The sequence below is a fragment of the Pandoraea nosoerga genome (assembly GCF_902459585.1).
Classification (GTDB): domain Bacteria; phylum Pseudomonadota; class Gammaproteobacteria; order Burkholderiales; family Burkholderiaceae; genus Pandoraea; species Pandoraea nosoerga.
Window position 1 is genome coordinate 1 of the sequence record NZ_CABPSC010000005.1, and the last position, 18,352, is coordinate 18,352.

General features: G+C 66.2%; 13 protein-coding genes. 1 reads left to right on the forward strand and 12 read right to left on the reverse strand.

What is annotated here, in order from left to right; all coding sequences use genetic code 11:
* Positions 1-130 precede the first annotated feature (130 nt).
* From PNO31109_RS08390 to PNO31109_RS08430, 9 genes are all read right to left on the reverse strand, one after another.
* A complete protein-coding gene (locus PNO31109_RS08390; RefSeq protein ID WP_150555338.1) occupies positions 131-538 on the reverse strand; it encodes a RidA family protein in 408 nt (135 codons plus the stop codon).
* A gap of 2 nt (positions 539-540) precedes the next feature.
* Positions 541-1,011 carry an acyl-CoA thioesterase gene (locus PNO31109_RS08395; RefSeq protein WP_150555339.1) on the reverse strand — a complete coding sequence of 157 codons (471 nt, stop codon included), beginning with the start codon at positions 1,009-1,011 and terminating at the stop codon, positions 541-543.
* A gap of 81 nt (positions 1,012-1,092) precedes the next feature.
* Positions 1,093-2,739: an AMP-binding protein gene (locus PNO31109_RS08400; RefSeq protein WP_150555159.1), complete on the reverse strand. Its 1,647-nt coding sequence runs from the start codon at positions 2,737-2,739 to the stop codon at positions 1,093-1,095.
* Between the two features lie 189 nt (positions 2,740-2,928).
* Positions 2,929-4,113, reverse strand: coding sequence for an acyl-CoA dehydrogenase family protein (locus PNO31109_RS08405; protein WP_150555160.1), 1,185 nt, complete (start codon positions 4,111-4,113; stop codon positions 2,929-2,931).
* A gap of 24 nt (positions 4,114-4,137) precedes the next feature.
* The gene (locus PNO31109_RS08410; RefSeq protein ID WP_150555161.1) at positions 4,138-5,001 is read right to left on the reverse strand and encodes an enoyl-CoA hydratase family protein; all 864 of its coding nucleotides are present in this window, start codon (positions 4,999-5,001) and stop codon (positions 4,138-4,140) included.
* A 250-nt stretch (positions 5,002-5,251) separates the two neighbouring features.
* Positions 5,252-6,073 carry an SDR family NAD(P)-dependent oxidoreductase gene (locus PNO31109_RS08415; RefSeq protein ID WP_150555162.1) on the reverse strand — a complete coding sequence of 274 codons (822 nt, stop codon included), beginning with the start codon at positions 6,071-6,073 and terminating at the stop codon, positions 5,252-5,254.
* A gap of 9 nt (positions 6,074-6,082) precedes the next feature.
* Positions 6,083-8,425, reverse strand: a complete 2,343-nt coding sequence (locus PNO31109_RS08420; RefSeq protein ID WP_150555163.1) for a bifunctional salicylyl-CoA 5-hydroxylase/oxidoreductase — start codon at positions 8,423-8,425, stop codon at positions 6,083-6,085.
* A gap of 166 nt (positions 8,426-8,591) precedes the next feature.
* Complete coding sequence (locus tag PNO31109_RS08425; RefSeq protein WP_150555164.1) at positions 8,592-9,947, reverse strand: MFS transporter; 1,356 nt, start codon at positions 9,945-9,947, stop codon at positions 8,592-8,594.
* Entirely contained in the window at positions 9,944-11,341 is a 1,398-nt protein-coding gene (locus tag PNO31109_RS08430) for a M20 family metallopeptidase (RefSeq protein WP_150555165.1), read from the reverse strand. The genes PNO31109_RS08425 and PNO31109_RS08430 overlap by 4 nt, the downstream gene beginning before the upstream one ends.
* 293 nt (positions 11,342-11,634) lie before the next feature.
* Between PNO31109_RS08430 and PNO31109_RS08435 the strand changes: the two genes are divergently transcribed.
* The gene (locus PNO31109_RS08435; protein WP_150555166.1) at positions 11,635-12,552 is read left to right on the forward strand and encodes a LysR family transcriptional regulator; all 918 of its coding nucleotides are present in this window, start codon (positions 11,635-11,637) and stop codon (positions 12,550-12,552) included.
* Between the two features lie 60 nt (positions 12,553-12,612).
* Here the strand turns inward: PNO31109_RS08435 and mdtD are convergent, their stop codons facing one another.
* From mdtD to PNO31109_RS08450, 3 genes are all read right to left on the reverse strand, one after another.
* Positions 12,613-14,067: a multidrug transporter subunit MdtD gene (gene mdtD, locus PNO31109_RS08440; RefSeq protein WP_241014164.1), complete on the reverse strand. Its 1,455-nt coding sequence runs from the start codon at positions 14,065-14,067 to the stop codon at positions 12,613-12,615.
* A gap of 215 nt (positions 14,068-14,282) precedes the next feature.
* Positions 14,283-16,184 carry a propionate--CoA ligase gene (locus PNO31109_RS08445; RefSeq protein ID WP_150555167.1) on the reverse strand — a complete coding sequence of 634 codons (1,902 nt, stop codon included), beginning with the start codon at positions 16,182-16,184 and terminating at the stop codon, positions 14,283-14,285.
* 456 nt (positions 16,185-16,640) lie between these two features.
* A complete protein-coding gene (locus PNO31109_RS08450; protein WP_150555168.1) occupies positions 16,641-18,350 on the reverse strand; it encodes a transglycosylase SLT domain-containing protein in 1,710 nt (569 codons plus the stop codon).
* Positions 18,351-18,352 lie beyond the last annotated feature (2 nt).

The window sequence follows — 18,352 nt, forward strand, 5'->3', positions numbered from 1 at the left end:
TGCCGGGCGTCTATCTGTTGACGCAGGCCGCGTTGGACGCGGCCCGAACCACAAAGAAGGTTGCATAGGGCGAGCCAAAAAACAAGGGCGCGAAAGCGCGCCCTTGTTTTCGCCCAAGGCAAAAAATCGATCAGGCGGCAGGCACCACCGCCGTCACCTCGATTTCGACCTTCGCTTCGTCCTCGACCAGATCGGCAACCTCCACCGCCGTCATCGCTGGAAAATGCCGGCCAATCACCGCGCGATAATGCTCGCCGATCGCGGGATAGCTCGCCACGTATTCCTCCTTGTCCTTCACGTACCAGGTCATGCGCACGATATGCTCGGGCTTCGCGTTCGCTTCGGCGAGGATCGCCACGATGTTCTCCAGCGTCTGACGAACCTGAAGCGCGAAATCATCCGTTTCAAAGCGTTGCTGCCCGTTCCAGCCGATCTGGCCACCGACGAACACCAGACGGCTGCCGGGGGTCATCTCGAAAGCCATGCCGTTCGCATAGCCGCGCGGTTTCGCCCAGTCGGGCGGTTGCAGAACTTGCAGCATCAGGACACTCCTTCCATTACACAATCAGTTGCGGCGTAGCGCACAATCGCTTCACGCTGCGCTGGGGGAACGGCGATCGGGGTGGGCTTGCCGCCCTCGCCTTTCGCGACCCAGACCAGTACCAGCGTGGCTTGCAAACGGGTATCGTAGTTCGCACCGGCGAACCGTATGCGCAGCGTCATCGACGAGCGGCCAAGCCGCGTGACCTCCAGCGAGCGCGTCAGCGTCTCGCCCAGGAAACTCGGGGCACTGAAACGGCATTCGACGTTTGCCGTCGGCACCCCCAGACCATCGCGCAGGTGCATCTCGCCGAACGACAGGCCCAGACCTTCCTCACACCAGTCCTCGACCAGATCGTTGATCATCTCGAAATAGCGCGGATAGAACACGATACCCGCCGGGTCGCAGTGCTTGAAGCGCACCAGCAACGGCTTCACGAACGCGTGCGCCGCCACATCAGCTCCCGCCATCATTTTTCCTCCTGCGTTACACCGCATGAAAGTGAGTGAGCGCCGACTGGAGCGACTCACGCGCGTATTGCGGCCAGCTTCTCACCGCTGCGCCATTTGCCGCAGCTTGAAGCGCTGCAGCTTGCCCGTCTCCGTGCGCGGGAGCGCGTCCACGAACTCGATCGCCCGCGGGTACTTGTAGGGAGCGATGTTAGCTTTCACATACTCCTGCAGGGCCTTTACCATCGCCTCGTCGCGCGGCTCCCCCGCCTTCAGGACCACGTAGGCCTTCACGATCTGCCCGCGCGCGTCGTCGTTCGCGCCGACCACGCCGCACTCCGCCACCGCGGGGTGCTTCAACAGCGCGGACTCCACTTCCGGGCCCGCGATGTTATATCCGGCCGAGACGATCATGTCGTCCGAGCGCGCCTGATAGTAATAATTGCCCGCTTCGTCGCACATGAACGTATCGCCCGGCAGGTTCCAGCCCTTCTTCACATAATTCGCCTGACGCGGGTCGGCCAGATAACGGCAGCCTGTGGGCCCCTTCACCGCCAGCTTGCCGACCTGCCCGGGCGGCAGCGGATTCATGTCATCGTCCACGATCATTGCGATGTAGCCCGGCACCGGCTTGCCGATCGCGCCCGGGACCACGTCGCCGTTGGCCGCCGAGATGAAGATGTGGATCATCTCCGTGCCGCCGATACCGTCGATCATCTCGATGCCCGTGGCCTGCTTCCAGAGCTGGCGCGTCGCGTCCGGCAACGCCTCGCCGGCCGACACCGTCTTCTTCAGGCTCGACAGATCGTACTTGCCCACGAGTGCGGCCATCTGGCGATAGAAGGTCGGAGCCGTAAAACAGATCGTCGCCCGATACTCCGCGATCGCTTCGAGCAACGTGTCGGGCGTGAGCTTTTCCAGCAGCACCGTGGCCGCGCCCACGCGCAGCGGAAACGTCAGCAAGCCTCCCGTGCCGAAAGTGAACGCTAACGGGGGAGTGCCGCAGAAGATGTCGTGCGGCCCGGGCCTGAGCACGTGGCGCGGGAACAGATCGCACATCGCGAGCACGTCGCGATGAAAATGCATCGTGCCCTTGGGCTGCCCCGTCGTGCCACTCGTGAAAGCGATCAGGCAGACGTCGTCCACCGCCGTGTCGCAGGCCTCGAAACTGGCCGGCTGACGCGCCATGCGGGCCTCCAGCGAGCCCTCACCCACGTCGTGAAAATAGACCACCCGAGTGAGCACCGCACAGTGATACTCGTGCCCCGGCTGCCGGTTGAATTCCAGCTCCTCCTTCAGGCGCCCGTCGCACAGCGCCGCCGACACCTGCGCCTTGTCGATGATCTGCTTGAGTTCCTTCGCGCGCAGCAGCGGCATCGTCGGCACGCCGACCAGCCCCGCCTTGATCACCGCCAGCCACGCGGCGGCCATGAACAGGTTGTTCGGGCCGCGAAGCAATACGCGATTGCCCGGCACCAGCGCCATGTCGTTGCGCAGCACGTGCGCGATCCGATCGACCATCTCGCGCAGCCCCAGATACGACGTGACCGTGCGCTTGCCGTTTTCCACCGAATAGATCGCGGGCGCGTCGCCGCGTCCCTGCGCGATCGCGCGGTCCAGCAACTCGGCCGCGCAGTTGATGCGCGCCGGATATGCGACATCCGGATTGTCGAGCAGAAACTCGGGCCACTGATCGACGGGCGGCAGATTGTCGCGCGCGAAAGTGTCGAGATGTCCAGATCGTTCCATGTGCTTCTCCTTGCCCCCGGTAATCAAGCATGACGCCGGCGCAGCCGCCCGACGCTTCAAAGTGCTTCCAAGTGTTTCGCAAGACGCCATGCCATCCCTGTCTCCACGGGCTGCACTGCGCACATCACAAGCCATGTCCCACGCATCGAACCCCGCGCCCTCCGGCACGCCGGAGGCCGAAGACGGCGCTCAGCCGTCCTTGAGCAATTCGCGCGCGATGATCAGTTTTTGTACTTCCGTTGCGCCTTCATAAATCCGCAGCGACCGGATCTCGCGGTACAGACGCTCCACGACCGCGCCCGACACCACGCCGGCGCCGCCGAACATCTGCAACGCGCGGTCGATCACCTGCTGCGCCGACTCCGTCGCGAACATCTTCGCCATCGCCGCTTCACGCGTCGTGCGCTGCCCCTGCACGTCGCGTTGCCACGCGGCGCGATAGGTGAGCAACGCGGCCGCATCCACCGACGTCGCCATGTCGCCCAGCGCCGCCTGCGTAATCTGGAAATCCGCCAGCGTCTGACCGAACATCTCGCGCGACCTCGCGCGCGCCAGCCCTTCGTCGAGCGCGCGACGGGCGAAACCCAGCGCCGCCGCCGCCACCGAGGCGCGGAAGATGTCCAGCGTCATCATCGCCACCTTGAAGCCCTGCCCCGCCTCGCCCAGCCGCTGCGACGCCGGCACGCGACAGTTCTCGAACTTCAGGCGCGCCAGCGGGTGCGGCGCGCTCACGTCGATGCGCTCGGCGATCGTGAGCCCCGGCGTGTTCGCGTCGACCACGAATGCGCTGATGCCGCGCGCGCCGGGGGCTTCGCCCGTGCGCGCGAACACGCAATAGAAGTCCGCGATGCCGCCATTCGAAATCCACGTCTTTTCGCCGTTGAGCACGTAGCTGTCGCCGTCCGGCGTGGCCGCGCAGGCCATGGCCGCGACGTCCGAGCCCGCGTTGGGTTCCGACAGCGCGAAGGCCGCGATCGCCTCGCCCGAGGCCACGCGCGGCAGATAACGCTGCTTGAGCGCGTCGGCGCCGGCGAGCGTGATCGCACCGCTGCCCAGTCCCTGCATTGCAAAGGCGAAGTCGGCCAGACCGTCGTGGCGCGCCAGCGTCTCGCGCAGCACGCACAACGCGCGCGAATCGAGCGTCTCGAGCGCGCCTCCATGGCTGGCAGGCACGCAGTACTTCAACCAGCCGGCGCGGCCGAGTTGACGCACCAGCGAAACGCACGTCGCGTCCGTGTCCGCATCGTGGTCCACCTTCAGTTCGCGCGAGCACCAGTCGTCGAGCCCGGCCGCCAGACGCCGATGGGCGTCGTCGAAGAACGGCCACGCCAGAAAGTCGGCGTTGCGTGCATGGTGAGGAGTGATATCGCTCATCTTGTCGTCTCGTTGCGGCGTGCGTCAGTCGCCCTTGAACACCGGCTTCTGCTTCGCGACGAACGCGTCGTAAGCGCGGCGGAAGTCGTGCGTCTGCATGCAGATGGCCTGCGCTTCGGCCTCGGCCTCGATCGCCTCGTCCACGCCCATGTTCCATTCCTGATGCAGGAGTTTTTTCGTCACGCCGTGTGCGAAGGTCGGGCCGCAAGCGATCTGGTCGGCAAGCGTCTGCGCGGCCGAGAGCACCGCGCCGCTGTCGTGCAGCGCGTTGAAGAAGCCCCACTGCAGGCCTTCGTCGGCCGTCATCACACGGCCCGTGTAGAGCAGCTCCGAGGCGCGCCCCTGGCCGATCATGCGCGGCAGCAGCGTACACGCGCCCATGTCCGCGCCGGCCAGACCCACGCGCACGAACAGGAATGCCGTCTTCGTCTGTGGCGTGCCGAGACGCAGGTCCGAGGCGAGCGCCACCATCGCGCCGGCGCCGGCGCAAATGCCGTCGATCGCGCTCACGATGGGCTGCGGGCAGGCGCGCATCGCCTTGACCAGATCGCCCGTCATGCGCGTGAAATCGAGCAGTTCCGGCATGCTCATCTTCGTGAGTGGGCCGATGATTTCGTGCACGTCGCCGCCCGAGCAGAAATTGCCGCCCGCGCCGGTGACGACCACCGTCTTGATGTCCGTCGCGTAGACGAGTCCGCGAAACAGATCGCGCAGTTCGGCATACGAATCGAACGTCAGCGGATTCTTCTTGTCCGGGCGATTGAGCGTGATCGTGCCGATGCTCGGACGCCCTTGCGCGTCGTTCGACACCGACCACAGAAAATGCCTGGCTTCATAGTTCGCGAACGGGCGCTTGTGATGCGCCATCGTCAGTTTCACGTCGCTCATTGGCCGATCTCCTTTGACCTTTGACCTTTGTCCTTTGACCTTTGTCCTCCGACCTTCGCGGAGCCCGCCGGCTTGGCGCACGCGGCGCCGGCCCGCGTCCTCCGATCCCGTCGGTTGAAACGGCGTCGCGCTGCCATGCCGGCGGCCCAACGTCACGAAGGTTCCGGCGACCATCCGGCCGTGCGCCCCGGGGCGCGCCCCCAGGTCCAGCCGAAATCCAGCCGAAATCCAGCCGAAATCCAGCCGGAGTTCAGCCGACGGTCACCTCGCCGCCAGCGACTGCCAGCGACTGCCCCGTCACCGCTGCGGCGCCCGGCTGGCACAGCCACAGCACGGCGTCCGCGACTTCCTGAGGCTGCACCAGGCGGCCTTGGGGATTGCGCTTTGCGAGTTCCGCGCGGGCCTCGTCCTCACTGCGTCCCGTCTTGGCGACGATATTCGCCACGGCGTCGCGCACGATGTCCGTCTCCGTGTAGCCCGGGCACACGGCGTTGACCGTCACCCCCTTCTTCGCCACTTCCAGCGCCAGCGCACGGGTGAGCCCGATCACGCCGTGCTTGGCCGCGCAGTACGCCGTCACATACGGATAGCCGATGAGACCCGCCGTACTGGCAACGTTCACGATACGTCCCCAACCGGCCGCCAGCATGTCCGGCAGCGCGGCGCTGATGCAGTGGAACGTGCCCGTCAGGTTGACGTCGATCATTTGCTGCCACAGCGCGCCGTCCGTCTTGCCGAACGGCGCGCTGACCGCTTGCCCGGCGTTGTTCACCAGCACCTGCACGGGACCGAAACGCTCCGCCGCGCGGGCAAAAGCCGCATTGAGCGCAGGCGCGTGCGCGATGTCGGCGCTCACCCACGCGACCTCTCCGAGCGAGGCGAGCGCCTGCGCGCCGCTCGCCAGCGACTTCTCGCTGCGCCCGAGCAGCGTCACGCGCGCGCCTTGCGCGAGCAGCGCGCGCGCCACGGCCTCGCCGATACCTCGCGCCCCGCCCGTCACCAGCGCATGCACGCCCTGGAGGGTGGCGGGAGCCGCCTCGGCCGGCGTCACCGGAGTTGTCGTCAGCGTCATGAACTGTCCTTATTTACCGATCTGTTGCGCGTAGGCCGCAGCACGCTCCAGGTTCGTCTCGTACTGCCGTTTGCCGGCATAGTACTGCCGCGGCCAGGCGAGGTCCTTGTAGCCGATCTTCGCGGCTTCGTGCAACGTCCAGAACGGATCGGCCAGGTGCGGGCGCGCCAGGGCGCACAGATCCGCGCGCCCCGAGGCGATGATGCTGTTCACGTGATCGGCCTCGAAGATGGCGCCGACGGCGATCGTGGGGATGCCGGCCTCGTTGCGCACGCGGTCGGCGAACGGCGTCTGGAACATGCGGCCGTAGACCGGCTTTTCCTCCTTGCTCACCTGTCCCGACGAGCAATCGATGAGATCCGCGCCGGCGTCCTTGAAGGCGCGCGCGATCTCGACGGCGTCGTCCGGCGTGATTCCGCCTTCCACCCAGTCGTGCGCCGAGATACGCACCGACATCGGCCTCGCGGCGGGCCACACGTCGCGCACCGCGCGAAACACTTCCAGCGGATAGCGCAGGCGGTTTTCCAGCGAACCGCCGTATTCGTCGCCGCGGCGGTTCGTGAGCGGCGAGATGAAGCTCGAGAGCAGGTAACCGTGCGCGCAGTGCAGCTCGAGCCAGTCGAAGCCGGCCTGTGCCGCGCGGCGGGTCGCCTGCACGAAGTCGTCCTTCACGCGGTCCATGTCGGCGCGGGTCATCTCGCGCGGCGTTTGCGACACCCCCTCGATGTAGGGCAGCGCGGAGGCCGAGATCAGCGGCCAGTTGCCGTCGTCGAGCGGTTGATCGATACCATCCCAGGCCAGACGCGTCGAGCCCTTGCGGCCGGCGTGGCCGAGCTGCATGGCGATCTTCGCGTCGCTGCCGGCGTGGACGAAATCCACGATGCGCTTCCACGCGTCGCGCTGCGTGTCGTTCCACAGGCCCGGGCATCCCGGCGTGATGCGCGCGTCGGGCGACACGCAGGTCATTTCCGCGACGATCATGCCGGCGCCGCCAAGCGCGCGGCTGCCGAGGTGGACGAGGTGGAAATCGCCCGGCACGCCGTCGACGGCCGAATACATCGCCATGGGCGACATCACGATGCGGTTCTTGAGCGTCACTTCGCGCACGCGCAACGGCGTGAACATCGGCGCAACGGCGCGTTGGCCGGCCGCGCGCGATACGCCGGCGCGCGCGGCGAGCCAGTCCTCGTAGCCTTCGACATAGCCGGCGTCGCGCAAGCGCAGGTTCTCGTGCGAGATACGCTGCGAGCGCGTAAGCAGCGAATAGGCGAACTGCTCGGGCGCGAAGCGCGCGTAACGGTCGACCGTTTCGAACCACTCGGTGGAATTGCGCGCGGCGTTCTGGATCTTGAGCACCTCGACGCTGCGCACGGCTTCGTAGTCGTCGAGCACGCGCGGCAAGGCGTCCACGCCCGCGGCGCCGAGGCCGTCGGCGAGTGCAATGGCGTCTTCGAGCGCGAGCTTGGTGCCCGAGCCGATCGAGAAGTGGGCGGTGTGCGCGGCGTCGCCCATGAGGACGATGGGCACGCGTTTGCCGTCGACATCGCACCAGTGCACCCAGCGCTCGCAGATCACGCGCGGGAAGCGGATCCAGATCGCCGAGCCGCGCAAGTGCTTGGCGTTGCTCATTAGCGCGTGTCCACCAAGGTATTTGGCGAAGAGGTTTTCGCAGAACCTCACGCCCTCTTCCTGGCTCATCTGGTCGATGCCGTGGGCCTTCCAGACTTGCTCGGGCGTCTCGACGATGAAGGTGGAGGTGTCGGCGTCGAACTGGTAGGCGTGAGCCTGGAACCAGCCGTGTTCGGTTTTCTCGAAGGCGAACGTGAAGGCGTCGAAGCGCTGATGCGTGCCGAGCCACACGAAGCGGTTGCGGCGCGTATCGATGTCCGGGCGGAAAGTGTCGGCGTAGCGGGTGCGGATTCGGCTGTTCAGGCCGTCCGAGGCAATGACCAGGTCAGCGTCGTAACGACGCGCGATGTCTTGATCGTCGGTCACTTCCGTCTCGAAAACGAGTTCGACGCCCAACGCTTCACAGCGGGCCTGCAGGATGTTGAGCAGCTTCTTGCGGCCGATGCCGATGAAGCCGTGGCCGCCGGAGGTGATGGTGCGACCCTGGAAATGGATGTCGATGTCGTCCCAGTGGTTGAAGGCGGCGTTGATCTGCGCGGCGCTCTGCGGATCGGCTTGCTGCAGGTTGTCCATCGTGGCGTCGGAGAACACGACGCCCCAGCCGAACGTGTCGTAAGGCCGGTTGCGCTCGACGACCACCACGCGGTGCGACGGTTGGCGCAGCTTCATCAACAGGCCGAAATACAGGCCCGCGGGACCGCCACCGATACAGACGATATTCATCTCCAGCCTCCGGAAGTACAGATCGCGTCGCGTACCGACTTCTCGACCTTTGTTAAATCGTAAATAGTTTATGCCTAAAATACTAGCGAAAAAAATATGCCGCAACAAGGTCGGTTCCGACCCGCGCGGCAAGGATGGGGAAAATACTTAGGGAAATCGCGTCGTGCTACTTGGCGCCCATTCGGAACCGTGCGATCAGCAGCGTCGCCAGGCTGATCACGGCGCCCGCCATCAGATACAGCCCCGGCGCCAGTTTGTTGCCCGTCGCCGCGATCAGCCACGCCACGGCCAGCGGCGTGAAGCCCCCGAAAATCGTCGTGCCGAGGTTGTAGCCGACCGCCATGCCGGTCGCCCGTGTTCGCGTCGGAAACAGTGAGGACATCAATGCCGGAATCGGCGCGAAGTACACCGCCTTCAACGTACCGACCCAGAGCATCACCACCATCATCGTCGCCAGCGAAGCGTGTGCATTCATGAACGCGAACGCCGGATACACCGTGCACAGGAACAGCACCCCGGCCGCCACCATGATGCGGATGCGGCCGACCTTGTCGGACCAATGCCCCACGAACGGCGTGAGCGTCATGATCACGAAGCCCGTCACGAGCGTCGCAATAAAGCCCTGCGACGGCGGCAGACCCAATTGCTTGGTCGCGTAGGTCGGCATGTACAGAATCATGTAGTTGGCCGTCGTCGTCAGAATCAGCGCGCCGATGGACACCAGCAGCCGCGACTTCTGCGCGCTCAGCACCTCCCACACCGGCGACCTGCCCTCGCCCGTCGGCGCCGGGCCGGCCCGCCGGCTGCGCGCGACATCCTGCTCGAATGCCGGCGTCTCGTCCATGTAGCGACGGATGTACAGACCGATCGGCCCGACCAGCATCCCGAACAGGAACGGAATGCGCCACCCCCACGACTCGAGTTGCGCCTGGGTGAGCGCACCGGTCAGCACCGCGCCGAACGCCGAGGCCAGCAGCGTACTCGCGCCCTGGCTCGCGAATTGCCAACTGGACATGAAGCCCGGGCGGTTCGGCACGTGCTCGACCAGAAACGCGGTGGAGCTGCCGAACTCGCCACCCGCCGAGAAGCCCTGCATCAGCCGCGACACGAAGATGCCGATCGGCGCCCACACGCCAATCGCCGCATACGTCGGCATGAACGCGATGAGCCCCGTGCCCAGCGTCATCATGGCGATGGAGAGCATGAGCGAGGCCCGGCGGCCGTGCCGGTCGGCATACGCCCCCAGCACGAAAGCCCCCAGCGGACGCGCCAGATACGACAGCGCGAACGTGCCCAGGGCCATGAGCAACGATACCGTCTCGTCGTGCGCGGGAAAGAACAGCTTCGAGATCGTCACCGCAAAATAGCCGTAGACGATCAGGTCGTACCACTCGAGCGCATTGCCGATGGACGTCGCGACGATCAGCTTGTAGACGGGCACGTCGCTGCGCGCGCCCTCCTTGCCCGGCGCGGACGCCTCGCCCGCACGATCCGCCCCGGCGGCGGCTGCAGAACCGTTCATTGCGGTTTCCCCCCTTTGAGCGCCACCTCGCCCAGATCCCAGAACAGACCGGCCATGATCTGCAACGCCTCGCGCGCCACCGAGCCCAGCAGATGCTCGTCGGGTGCGTGCTGCGAGCACGCCGGATACGAATGCGGCACCCACAGCGTGGGCAGCCCGAGCACGTCGGCGAACACGTCGTTGGGCAGCGTGCCGCCCAGGTTCGGCAGCAGCACGGGCGCCTTGCCGGTCGTCTCGCGCATCGACGCGAGCGCCCAGAGCACCCAGGGGTCTTCCGGATCGAGCCGCGTAGCCATCACGCCGCGCTCGACCTCCACGTCGATCATCGAAAAGCCATGGGCGTCGAGATGCGCGCGCACGATCTCGCCCAGCCGCTCCCAATCCGTGCCGACCACGAAGCGAATCTGCATGTGCGCATAGGCATACGGCGGAATCGCGTTCACCGGCTTCTCGGGATTGCCCGTCTTGAACGCCAGCACCTCGATGTTGTTCCACCCGATCACGCGCTCGGTCGGCGTGAGTCCCGGCTCGCCGTAGTCGGCGTCCACTTCGGGGTCGTTCGGGCCGCCGCCCACTTCGAGCCCCGCGAGCGCACGACGCACCGACGCCGGCAGCTCAGGCGGACGCAGACCCTCCACGAGGATCTTGCCGTTGCCGTCGACCATCGAGGCAATCGCGTTCGCGAGCACGATGCCGGGGTTGCGCAACAGCCCGCCCCAGTTGCCGGAGTGATGTCCGCCTTCGCGCAGATTCAGGCTCAGCTTGAAATTGACGAGGCCGCGCGAGCCGAGAAACACCGTCGGACGAGACGCCGCCAGACGCGGACCATCGGAGGCGATGAGCACGTCGGCGCGCAGTTCATCGCGCAATTGCTCACAGATCGCATGCAGGCCGGGCGAGCCCATTTCCTCGCCCATCTCGACGATCATCTTGACGTTGTAGCCGAGCCTGCCGCCGCGCGCCGCCAGCACCTGGGCGAGCGCCGCGAGGTTGATCGTGTGCTGGCCCTTGTTGTCGGCGGTGCCGCGTCCGTACCAGCGGTCGCCCTCCACCACGATCTCCCATGGCCTGAGCCCGTCGCGCCATTGCGCGTCGTAGCCGCGCACCACGTCGCCGTGGCCGTAGGTGAGCACCGTCGGCAGGTCGTCGCCCTCGTGGCGGTGCGCGATGAGAAACGGTCCGCCGCCCGGCACCGGATTGGGCACCACGCGCGACGTGAAACCCAGCGCCGCGAGAGACGGCGCCATTTCGTCGGCGAGATAGGCGTGGAGCGTGTCGCCGCTGTCCGCTTCCTGACTCTCGGTCCTGTAGGCAACGCGACGGTTGAGGGTTTCGAGGAAGGCGCCCGAATCGTACTGGGCGGCGGCTTGGGAAATCGCTGCGCTGCGGGTCACTGCTTGTCTCCAGATGGCTTGTGAGGGCACGGTTGCCGTTCTCGTTCGTTGCTGCGACGCGTGCCGGCGGCACGCTGCGGCACGACCGTCCAGGCCATTCTAGGAGTGGGTATTTTTGACAACAATGATAATATTTCGAAGGTTTCCTTGCCGTTTCGGCAAAGGTCAGACACCGTCGGCAAGACCGCTTTCGGGCGGGTCACCGGCCGTTGTCCACCTCGGACAATCCCCGCGGAGCGAATTCGCAATGCCGCGCATCTTCCCCTCGCCGTTCATTCGTCGCCGAGCCCGCCATGCAAACTCACGCCCTGCGCTATTTTCTCGAAGTCGCCCGCACCGGATCGCTGAGCCGTGCGTCAGAGCGGTTGCACGTCGCCGTGTCCGCGTTGAGCCGTCAGATTGCGAAGCTGGAAGAGGATCTGGGTACGCCGTTATTCGAGCGGCGCCCGCGCGGCATGGTATTGAGCGAAGCCGGCGAGTTGCTCGCCGACCACGCGCGGCGCGTGCTGCTCGACGCCGAGCGTGTCACGTCGGAAATTCGCGGCCTCACCGAAGTCGGACGCGCCACGATTCGCGTGGCCAGCGCCGAAGGCGTGGCGCGCGACTTCCTGCCGCAGGTGTTTGCCCGCTTTCGCGAGGCCTACCCCGGCGCGCACTTCCTGCTCGACGTCGTGTCGCCGTTCGACGCGACCCTGCGCGTGCGCGACGGCGAAGCCGACATCGCCGTGTGCTTTAGCGTGGCGCCGGAAAAAGGCGTTCAGGTGGTGCATACGCAGCCGGCGCCGATCTATGCGTTGATGGCCCGAGGCCATCCGCTGGCAAAACGCCGCGACGTTGCCCTCGCGGACCTGCTCCCTTACCCGCTGGCGCTCTCGAATGCCGGCGTCACCATCCGGCAGATGTTCGACCTGTGCTGCACGCTGGAAGGTTTGCTTTTCGAGCCGGTGTTCATCAGCAACTATCACGCGGCGCTGCACAGCTTCGTGCGCTCGGGGCATGCCGTCACGCTCACGGGCCTGCTCACGGTGCGCAGCCGCCTCGCGCCCGAGGGCCTTGTCGCCATCCCGATCCGCAACCCGGCGCTGCATCAGCGCTCGCTGCAGGTGCAGACGATGGCCGGACGCACGTTGCCGGCGCCGGTCGAGGCCTTTCTCGGCCTGCTCATCGATGCGATCCGCGCACCGGAAATCCTGGACAAGCCGTTCGGCTGAGCACGTCGTGGGGCATGGGTCGCTTCAATTCGCAGGCCGCACCGCGCCGCACTGGCCACGCTAGGCCTCGGGCGTCGGCGGTGCGGCCGAGGCGGCCTGGGAGTGTGCATCGCCGCAGTCGTTGGCCATCTGCTCGCGGTCGGTCAACTGACCGAAGATCCACGCCGAACAGCTCGTGACGAGGCCCACGCACGCGAAGGTCGCCCGGAACGCCGGCAGCGCGCCCACGCCGGCACTCTCGCCGAAAGCCCCGGTGAAGGTCACCAGCAGTGCGCCGCCCACGGTCAGGCCGAAACTCATCGCGAGCATCTGCACGAGCGAGAAAAGGCTGTTGCCGCCGCTCGCGTCGTCGGGGTTCAGGTCCTTGAGCGTGAGCGTGTTCATCGCCGTGAACTGGATCGAGTTGATACCGCCCAGAATACCCAGTTGCACGATCAGCAGCGGCACCGGATAGCTTGGCGTGACGAGCGCCAAGCTCGCGATCACGCACCCCGCGAGAATCGTGTTCCACACGAGTACCGGCCGGTAGCCGTAACGGATGACGAGGCGCGTCGCCACGCGCTTGGCGAAAATCCCCGCGAGGGTGATCGGCAACATCAGCAGGCCGGCCTCGAATGCGGTGTAACCCAGACTCACCTGCAGCAGCAGCGGTACGAGATACGGCACGGCCGCAATGCCGATGCGCGCGAACAGATTGCCGAGCAGCCCGACACTGAAGGTGTGCACGCGAAACATCGCCAGCGAGAAGAGCGGCTGCGGCGTGCGATTCGCGTAAAGACCATACGCGACGAAACCCGCGAAGCCCACCACGAGCAGCACCAGCATGAGCGCATGTGCGCCCGCCATGTCGGCGTGGCGGTCCAGCGCCAGCGACGTCGCGACCATCCCCACGCTCAGCAGCAGATACCCCTTGATGTCGAACGAGGTCTGGTGCGGCGCGCGCGCATTGATCAGGAAGAAGTGCGCGGCCACGCAGCCCAGCAGACCCACCGGCACGTTGATGAGGAACACCCAGTGCCACGAGGCGACTTTCACGAGCCAGCCGCCCAGCGTCGGGCCGATCAGCGGTCCGATCATGCCGGGCACCGCGACGAACGCCAGGGCCTGCAGGTATTGCTCGCGAGGGAAGGCGCGCAGGACCGCGAGTCGTCCGACCGGCAGCAGCATCGCGCCGCCGAAGCCCTGCACCACGCGCCAGACGACCAGCGCGTCGAGCGTGCTGGAATACGCGCACATGGCCGAGCCGACGGAGAAGATCGTGAGCGCGCTGGAGAACACCACGCGCGTGCCGAGGCGGTCGGCGAGCCAGCCCGAGAGCGGGATCGTGACAGCCATTGTCAGCGCATAGGCAATGACGACGGCCTGCATGTGCAGCGGCGACTGCCCGAGGTCGCGCGCCATCGCCGGCAGCGCCGTGTTGACGATCGTGGAGTCCAGCGTCTGCATGAAGAAGCCGACGGAGACCACGAACAGCATCGCTTTCTGTCGCCATGCGACGGGATCGGGTGAAGTCATGTGTCGACGAATGATGGACGGTGTGCATACGAGCGCCCGCGAAAGGCGGGCATTGTCCGAATCATACCGGCCATTCAGGGGCGTGCCTCGCATTCAGGGGCGCGCCTCGGCTCATGCCTCGTTCATGCCTCGTTCATGCCTCGTTCATGCCTCGCTCATGCCTCGTTAGTGCATCGTTCTTGCCGCGCTCGGCACCGGGGCAGGCCCGCCGTCCGTCAGCTCCCCTTCACCGCTTCGCGCACCTGATCGAGCGCGGACGGGTCTTCGATGGTGATCAGGTCGCCCGTCTCGCGGCCCTCGCAGATCGCCTGAATGGCGCGGCGCAGCAGCTTGCCCGAGCGTGTCTTGGGCAGCATCGTCACGAAAAACACGCGCGACGGGCGCGCCACCGCGCCAAGTTGCCTGTCGACCGTCTTCATCACGTCGCCCTCCAGCGCGAAGCGGGCCTCGGGCGTGGCCGCCAGCTCCGGCTGGCGCAGCACGGCAAACGCAATGGCGACCTGTCCCTTGAGCGCATCCTGGGCGCCGACAACCGCGACTTCCGCCACCGCCGGGTGGCTCGCGATACTCTCCTCGATCTCGCGCGAGCCGAGCCGGTGACCCGCCACGTTGATGACGTCGTCGGTGCGGCCGAGAATGAAGTAATACCCGTCCTCGTCGCGCACGCCCCAATCGAAGCTCGAATAGAGCATGCGTCCCGGCACGGTCTGCCAGTAGGTCTTGACGAAGCGCTCGTCGTCGCCCCACACCGTACTCATGCAACCCGGCGGCAGCGGCCCCTCGATGGCCAGCACGCCCTTCTCGTTGGGCCCGCAGTCCCGGCCCGTCGCTTCGTCGACGAGTTTCACGTCGTAGCCGTACACCGCCTTGCCGGGCGAACCGAGCTTGCTCTCGAGCACCTCCACGCCGCGCGCCATGCCCAGAATCGGCCAGCCCGTCTCCGTCTGCCAGTAATTGTCCACGACCGGCTTGCCCACACCGTCGGTAAGCCAGCGCGCCGTGGGCTCGTCGAGCGGCTCGCCGGCAAGAAAGATCAAACGCAGCGACGAGAGGTCGTATCGCGTCAGATACGCCGGATCCTGTTTCTTGAGCACGCGAATGGCCGTCGGCGCGGTAAAAAGCTGCGTCACCCCGTACTTCTCGACAATGCGCCACCAGATGCCACCGTCCGGACGGATAGGCGTGCCCTCGTACATCACGGTGGCAATGCCGGCGAGCAGCGGTGCATAGACGATATAGCTGTGCCCGACCACCCAGCCGATGTCCGACGCGCAGAACATCGTGTCGCCCGGCTTGGCGCAGAAGATGTGCTGCATGGAGGCTGCCAGCGCCACCGCATAGCCACCCGTATCGCGCTGCACGCCCTTGGGCTTGCCCGTCGTGCCCGACGTGTAAAGCACATAGGAAGGCTCGCTCGATTCGAGCCATTCGCAGGAGATGAAGGCGTCGAGATGCTGTTCGCGCAACGGCGCGTAGTCGACGTCGCGCCCCGGCACACGCGGCATGGGTGCCAAACCACGATCGATCAGCAGCACGCTGGACGGCTTGTGCTGCGCGAGTTCGATGCCCTCGTCGAGCAACGGCTTGTAAGGGACCACCTTGCCATTGCGCGAGCCGGCGTCGGCCGACACGATGACCCTGGGTTTCGCATCGTCGATGCGCGCGGCCAGATTGACGGACGCAAAGCCGCCGAAGACCACCGAATGGATTGCCCCCAGACGCGCGCATGCGAGCATCGCGAAGAGCGCTTCGGGCACCATCGGCATGTAGATGAGCACTCGCTCGCCGCGCACGACGCCCAACGATTGCAGCGAGGCGGCCATGCGATTGACCTCGGCAGACAGTTCCTCGTAGGTGTAGACGCGCTCCTGCTCCGTCTCCGTCGACACCCAGACCAGCGCGTTGTGCGTGCCGCGCGACGGCAGATGACGATCCACCGCGTTGTGGCACAGGTTGGTGCGCCCGCCCACGAACCAACGTGCAAACGGCGGCTTGTCGTAGTCCAGCACGCGCGCAAACGGCGTCTCCCAATCAATGAGCCGTGCCTGCTCCTCCCAGAACGCCTCGCGCGAGTCGGGTGCGATCGAACGGGCGTGAAACGACGCATACGAAGTCATGTTGTCTCCTTGCTTTTATTGATGGGCTCGCGTGCCCTCGCGCGACAGCCGGGCTGGCAAGTCGCGCGATGGACGCACGCGGCGCCGGTTCGGGCCGGCGGGCTCGAGCAGCGGTGACGGCAGCAACGAGCGCCGCGGGGGGCAGCAAACGGCGGCAGGGTTCGCGCGCGCGTCTCGACCGACAAAGTGCTTCGGTGCTGAGAAATCGTCGGACACCGCGATCGGGTCTCGCGTTCAGTGTGCGCGTTGACGCTTACGGAAGGCTTACCGGCGAGCGGCTCTGCGGCCTCGCCGACGCTAGGGATTACGAGCAGGCAGCGTGGTATGGGGACACCGCGTAGCGATGCGGTGGGGGTGCGGGCGCTGCCTCCGCCTGTATCCGGCTTGGCGACGCCAAAGCAAAACGCCCGGAGGAAATCCTCACGGGCGTGTGCGTTGTCAGAGGGAAGGTCCGGCCTAGCGTTGCGCCGTCTTGGTCACCTTGGCGGGCGCCTTGGCCGCAGGCCTGGCCGCCGTCTTGGCCACCGACTTGGCTGGCGCCGACTTCGCCGACCGCGCCGGCTTCGTGTCGGCCGCAGCCGTCTTCGCCGTCTTCGCCGTCTTCGCCGTCTTCGCCGCCTTGGCCGGGGCTGCGGCAGGACGACGCTCCACCACGCGAATCATCTTGCCGTTCTTGCCACGGACCAGACGCGTGCGCGGTGCGTCGTCATCGTCCTTCGTCGCGGCGGCCGGGGCTGCCGATGCCGCCGCCACGCGCGAGGCGTCCTTGACCGGCACGTGCAGCACGAGCAGTTGGCCCGACGTCAGCGTATCGCGGCGCAGACGGTTCCAGCTCTTGATCTGCGCCACCGTCACGCCGCTGCGCGCCGCAACGCTCGCGAGCGTGTCGCGCTTGCGCGCACGCACCATCACCTTGCGCGTGTCGGGCAGATCCGGTTCCAGCGCGAGCACCGCGTTGCTCGCCACCGACGCGCTGATGTCCTGATCGATGTCGTCCGAGCGCGGCACCAGCAGCGTGGAGCCGGCCTTCAGACGCATGCGCGGCGCAATGTTGTTGACCGAGCGGATCACGGCAGCGTCCACGCCCAGCTTGCGGGCGATGTCTTCGGGCCGCTCGCGCGAGTTCGAGGTGTATGTCGTCCAGCTCGAGAGCGGCTTGTCATAGCTCTTGAGACGGCGCTGGAACACTTCCGCGCTGTCGAACGGCAACAGGATCTGCGGCTGCGCGGCGCCCAGGATCACGGGCTTGCGGAACGACGGGTTGAGCGCGCGGAATTCGTCGAGCGGCAGGTCCGCCAGCTTGGCCGCGAGCGCCACGTCGATGTCACGCTTGGTCGTCACGCTCACGAAGTACGGGTGGTTCGGAATCTCTGGCAGCTTCACGCTATAGAGGTCCGGGTGCGCGATGATGTTCTTGATCGCCTGCAGCTTCGGCACGTAGTAACGCGTCTCGGTCGGCATGCGCAGGCTCAGGTAGTCGGTCGGCAGGCCCTGCGCCTGGTTGCGGTCGATGGCGCGCTGCACGTTGCCCTCGCCCCAGTTGTACGCGGCCAGCGCCAGATGCCAGTCGCCGAACATCGCATAGAGCTTCGAGAGATAGTCGAGCGCAGCGGTGGTCGAGGCGAGCACGTCGCGGCGCTCGTCCTGGAACATGTTCTGCTTGAGGTTGTACGTCTTGCCCGTGCTCGGAATGAACTGCCACATGCCGGCGGCCTTGGCCGTCGACAGCGCCTGCGGGTTGTACGCGCTCTCCACGAACGGCAGCAGCGCGAGTTCCGTCGGCATATGACGGCGCTCGAGTTCTTCGACGATATGGAACAGATACTTCTCGGAGCGCTGAATCATGCGCTCGACGTAGTCGGGACGCTGCGCATACCACTGCGTGCGGTCCTGTGCGAGATCGGTGTCGAGGTCGGGGATCGAGAATCCGTGACGGATGCGGGACCAGAGATCGGCGTCGTCGCTGCCGTAGGCCAGATCGTTGATCGAGTCGTTATCCAGATCGATCGGCTGATCGCTGGAGATCCGCTGCTTGCCTTTGGCGTTCGATGCGAGAGGCGACTTGCTCTGCGCATCCGGCGTGGAATTCGATGCACCTGTGGTCGGCGCTGTACTGGCACAAGCCGCCAGGAGCAGCGTCAGGAACAAGCTAACGATAAGTCGCATTG

Excerpts from the sequence above, each read along its gene's own strand:
- PNO31109_RS08395 (WP_150555339.1), bottom strand. The coding sequence starts at position 1,011 with ATGGCGGGAGCTGATGTGGCGGCGCACGCGTTCGTGAAGCCGTTGCTG.
- PNO31109_RS08400 (WP_150555159.1), bottom strand. The coding sequence starts at position 2,739 with ATGGAACGATCTGGACATCTCGACACTTTCGCGCGCGACAATCTGCCG.
- PNO31109_RS08405 (WP_150555160.1), bottom strand. The coding sequence starts at position 4,113 with ATGAGCGATATCACTCCTCACCATGCACGCAACGCCGACTTTCTGGCG.
- PNO31109_RS08410 (WP_150555161.1), bottom strand. The coding sequence starts at position 5,001 with ATGAGCGACGTGAAACTGACGATGGCGCATCACAAGCGCCCGTTCGCG.
- PNO31109_RS08415 (WP_150555162.1), bottom strand. The coding sequence starts at position 6,073 with ATGACGCTGACGACAACTCCGGTGACGCCGGCCGAGGCGGCTCCCGCC.
- PNO31109_RS08420 (WP_150555163.1), bottom strand. The coding sequence starts at position 8,425 with ATGAATATCGTCTGTATCGGTGGCGGTCCCGCGGGCCTGTATTTCGGC.
- PNO31109_RS08425 (WP_150555164.1), bottom strand. The coding sequence starts at position 9,947 with ATGAACGGTTCTGCAGCCGCCGCCGGGGCGGATCGTGCGGGCGAGGCG.
- PNO31109_RS08435 (WP_150555166.1), top strand. The coding sequence starts at position 11,635 with ATGCAAACTCACGCCCTGCGCTATTTTCTCGAAGTCGCCCGCACCGGA.
- mdtD (WP_241014164.1), bottom strand. The coding sequence starts at position 14,067 with ATGACTTCACCCGATCCCGTCGCATGGCGACAGAAAGCGATGCTGTTC.
- PNO31109_RS08445 (WP_150555167.1), bottom strand. The coding sequence starts at position 16,184 with ATGACTTCGTATGCGTCGTTTCACGCCCGTTCGATCGCACCCGACTCG.
- PNO31109_RS08450 (WP_150555168.1), bottom strand. The coding sequence starts at position 18,350 with ATGCGACTTATCGTTAGCTTGTTCCTGACGCTGCTCCTGGCGGCTTGT.